The sequence below is a fragment of the Janthinobacterium sp. BHSEK genome (assembly GCF_056174685.1).
The window spans coordinates 1-3,564 of record NZ_JBWBYV010000145.1; the positions used below are offsets into that span (position 1 = coordinate 1).

2 protein-coding genes and 1 pseudogene are annotated in these 3,564 nt (G+C 64.4%); all 3 read left to right on the forward strand.

Annotated elements, in window-relative coordinates; all coding sequences use genetic code 11:
- Positions 1–1,441 (forward strand): annotated as a pseudogene (locus AC0V2Y_RS27600) (hypothetical protein); the annotation flags it as partial.
- A gap of 16 nt (positions 1,442–1,457) precedes the next feature.
- Positions 1,458–2,066 (forward strand): phage tail protein, encoded by a 609-nt coding sequence (locus AC0V2Y_RS27605; protein WP_475418008.1) that lies wholly within the window; start codon positions 1,458–1,460, stop codon positions 2,064–2,066.
- The gene (locus AC0V2Y_RS27610; RefSeq protein ID WP_475418009.1) at positions 2,063–3,334 is read left to right on the forward strand and encodes a phage late control D family protein; all 1,272 of its coding nucleotides are present in this window, start codon (positions 2,063–2,065) and stop codon (positions 3,332–3,334) included. The genes AC0V2Y_RS27605 and AC0V2Y_RS27610 overlap by 4 nt, the downstream gene beginning before the upstream one ends.
- The last annotated feature ends 230 nt before the right edge of the window (positions 3,335–3,564 follow it).

The following is a 3,564-nucleotide window of genomic DNA, read 5'->3' on the forward strand; positions in this document are numbered from 1 at the left end:
GCGCATGGTCGACCAGCGCGTGCAGATCCGCAAGAGCGAACGCCTGAACCAAAATTCGGAGGGCATGGACAGCTTGCACGTCCGCGCGCGTGGCCTCGGGGCCGGTGCGGAACGGGAAGCGCTGGCCAAGGTGTCCGACCTGAAACTTGTCATGGGTGAAAAAATCCTGCCTATGTACACGCAGGCGCTGGAAATGGCGATTGCCGCCATGGCGCGCCTGAATGCCTTCATGGAACGCAACCCGACCGTGGCCAAGGTCATGATCGCCGGCTTTGCCGTGCTGGCGGGCCTGCTGCTGGTGCTCGGCCCGCTGATGCTGGGCATTGCCGCCATGATCGGCCCGTATGCCATGCTGCACGTCATGTTCACCAAGATGGGCGTGACGGGCGGCGTGCTCACGCCCATCTTGCGCGGCCTGGGCGGCGCCTTCATGTGGGCGGGCCGGGCCGTGCTGGGATTGGGCACCGCGCTGCTGACGACGCCTGTTGGCTGGGTGCTGATGGCCATCGCCGCCATTGCCGGCGCCGCCTATCTGATCTACAAGAACTGGACGCCCATCAAGGCATTCTTCCTGGGTATCTGGTCGCACATCAAAACCGCATTTTCCGGCGGCTTCGTCGGCGTCAACAACCTGATCGCCAACTGGTCGCCCCTGGGCCTGTTCTACCGCGCCTTCGCGGGCGTGCTGGGCTGGTTCGGCATCGCGCTGCCTGCCAGGTTCACCGACTTTGCCGCCAATATCCGGCACAGCATTGTCGAGGGACTGGCGCCGCTGACCGGTTTCATTGCCGATCTGTGGACGCGGCTGCAAGCCACGTTCAGCGGCGGCATGGCCAGTATCAGCGCCCTGATTATCAACTGGTCGCCGGTCGGCGTGTTCTATCAGGCCTTCGCGGGCGTCATGAGCTGGTTCGGCATCAAGCTGCCGGCCCAGTTCACCGAGTTCGGCGCCAACATCCTGCGCGGCCTGGTCAACGGCATCACAGGTTCCATGGGCGCCGTCAAGGACGCCATCAGCAATGCCGGTTCCAGCACCATTGCCTGGTTCAAGGAAAAGCTGGGCATCCACAGCCCGAGCCGCGTGTTTGCCCAGCTCGGCGACTACACCATGCAGGGCCTGGCCGTGGGCCTGGACCGTAGCGAGGGCGCGCCGATTGCCCTGGTTTCCGGCCTGGCGCAGCGCCTCACGCAACTGGGCGCCGGCATCGCCATCGGCACTGCTACCGCCTTGCCCGCCAGCGCCTTCGACACGCGCGCGCCGCTGTCCCAGGGCGGGTTCGGCGCCGGCATGACTATTCAGGGTGACAAGATCGAAATCACCTTCCATGTGCAGGCCGGCACCGATCCCCAGGCCATCGCGCGCGCCGTCAGTGTGGCGCTCGATCAGCGCGACCGCGAAAAGGCGGCACGCATCCGCTCGTCCTTGCGCGACCACGATTAAGAAAGAACAGCACACCATGATGATGATTTTAGGAATGTTCGTGTTCAGCCTGCCGACGCTGGCCTATCACGAGCTGCAGCGGCAAACGGAATGGAAGCATGCCAGCACGGCCCGCGTGGGCCTGCGCGATGCGCACCAGTACGTGGGGCCCGGCGACGACACCATCACCCTGGCGGGCTGGGTGGCGCCGGAACTGACCGGCTCCCTGTACTCGCTCGACGCGCTGCGCATGATGGCCGACACGGGCAAGTCGTGGATTCTGATCCAGGGGACGGGCCGCATTCTCGGCTCCTACCGCATCACGAGCATGACGGAGGGCCGCACCATCCTGGACGGCAGCGGCGGCGCGCGCCGCGTCGAGTTCTCGATTGCACTCAAGCGAGACGACGACGGCGTGCTGGCCATGGTCGGCCTGGGCGACATCGGCGACCTGAAAAACATGCTCAGCATCGACGGCATGACCAGCAGCATCGCGGGCGCGGCCAAGAATGCCGTGGGCAGCGTGGTGGGCAACGTGGTCGGCGGCATCACGTCGAAATACGGCGGCGTCGTCAGCGAGATGAAAGACAAGATCGGCGGCAACATCAGCGGCGCCATCGGCAGCGCGGCGGACAAATTCAAATGAGCGAGCATATCCCCGCCTTCAAGGTCAGCATCGAGGACAAGGATTTGACGGCTATCGTCTCGCCGCGGCTGATCAATCTGACGTTGACCCTGTGCCGTGGCGACGAGAGCGACCAGCTCGATATTTCGCTGGATGACAGCGACGGCAAGCTGGCCCTGCCGCCGCGCGGCGCGCAGGTCGCCCTGGCGCTGGGCTGGCAAGCCACTGGCCTGGTGGACATGGGCAAGTTCATCGTCGACGAGGTGGAGCACAGCGGCGCGCCCGACACCATCACCCTGCGCGCCAGGTCGGCCAACCTGATCGACACGTTCAAACAGCAGCAGGAACACAGTTTTCACAAGACCACCCTGGGCGCCATCATCGAGGCCATCGCCTTCCGCAACGAGCTGGCGTCGGGCGTGTCGGCGCGCCTGCGCGACACGGCCATCGAGCACATTGACCAGACCCACGAAAGCGATGCGGCCTTCCTGCGCCGGCTGGGCAGGAAATACGATGCCGTGGCCACCGTCAAGAATGACACTTTGCTCTTCATCCCCATCAACCAGAGCCGCACCGCCAGCGGCAAGGCGCTACCCGTCATCCCCATCACGCGCGCCCTGGGCGACGGCCACCGCTACCACAGCGCGGAAAGCGACGCCTACACGGGCGTGCGCGCCTTCTGGCACGACGAGCGCTACGCGCGCCGCCGCAGCGTGGTGGCCGGCGTGCCCGGCAACAGCAAGCGCCTGCGCACCACCTTTGCCAACGAAACGGACGCCCGCGCGGCGGCCGTCGCCGAATGGCAGCGCATCCTGCGCGGCCTGGCCACCTTCGAAATGAGCCTGGCCCTGGGCAACCCGGCCGTATTCCCGCAATCGCCCGTGACCGTGCAAGGCTTCAAGCCCGAGATCGACGCCACCGAATGGCTATCGGTCAAGGTCACGCACAGCTTGGGCGGCAGCGGCTTTACCACGCGCGTGGAGTTTGAAACGAAGACGGAAGCGGTCGAGGCCGAGAGAGAGGAAGAAAAAGACCCGGACGAAGGCATCACGGGCGTGGTGGCCAAGTGGAAGGACGTGGCGAGGAAAAAGAAACAGACAGGACAGGAAATGGCAGGATCAGTGGGTAATATAAGAACGTTGGAGCACCTCTATACGACCAAGCAGAATGCAGAAAGCGCCGTCAAAAAAGCATGGAACCGCATTCTGGAAGTACGCGATATCATCCGCGAAAACAGCGAGGAACCTTGGAAGCCTACGCAAACAACAGCCGACGCAAAAGGAGCATGAACGCGCGCCATTTATCTTCGCTCAACGGCTGCTTTCGCCCCGAAGCGGACCTTCAACCCTGCCCGCCAGTTCAGCTCGATAGTTCCCGCGCGGGAAAGCTCCGTGCACGCGACTTCAAATTGTTTTGGAATGGCCAGCTGCGACGCCCCGGTCGCGGCCGACAACCGCGGCAACTAGCCCGTCACCTGGTATCGGTGCGGTAAAGTGAGCACTGGCGGCCGGTAGGGTGC

Bases quoted from the DNA above. Each gene is read 5' to 3' on its own strand.
- AC0V2Y_RS27605 (WP_475418008.1), top strand. From the start codon at position 1,458: ATGATGATGATTTTAGGAATGTTCGTGTTCAGCCTGCCGACGCTGGCC.
- AC0V2Y_RS27610 (WP_475418009.1), top strand. From the start codon at position 2,063: ATGAGCGAGCATATCCCCGCCTTCAAGGTCAGCATCGAGGACAAGGAT.